Source organism: Bradyrhizobium pachyrhizi, from assembly GCF_001189245.1.
Classification (GTDB): Bacteria; Pseudomonadota; Alphaproteobacteria; order Rhizobiales; family Xanthobacteraceae; genus Bradyrhizobium; species Bradyrhizobium pachyrhizi.
The window spans coordinates 1-260 of sequence record NZ_LFIQ01000113.1; the positions used below are offsets into that span (position 1 = coordinate 1).

Here is a 260-nt window from a genome sequence, read left to right on the forward strand (position 1 = left end):
GCGGCCATGCCGACCAGCGAGTGGAACGCGGCGACGAGCTCCGGCATCGAGGTCATCGGCACCCGGCGCGCGATCACGGCGCCGATGCCGCCGCCGATCGCGACCGCGAGGATCACCAGCAGCCAGGCCACGCCGTCGGCCGGCGGATGGCTCGCCAGCGTGGTGCCGACGGCGATCGCCATGCCGATCATGCCGAACATGTTGCCCTGGCGCGACGACGCCGGGCTCGACAGGCCGCGCAGCGACAGGATGAACAGCAC

The 260-nt window shown here is 72.7% G+C and carries 1 protein-coding gene; it reads right to left on the reverse strand.

The features are described from left to right. The coding region (locus AKL29_RS29140) for an NAD(P)(+) transhydrogenase (Re/Si-specific) subunit beta (RefSeq protein ID WP_160321803.1) at positions 1 to 260 on the reverse strand (260 nt) is incomplete at both ends.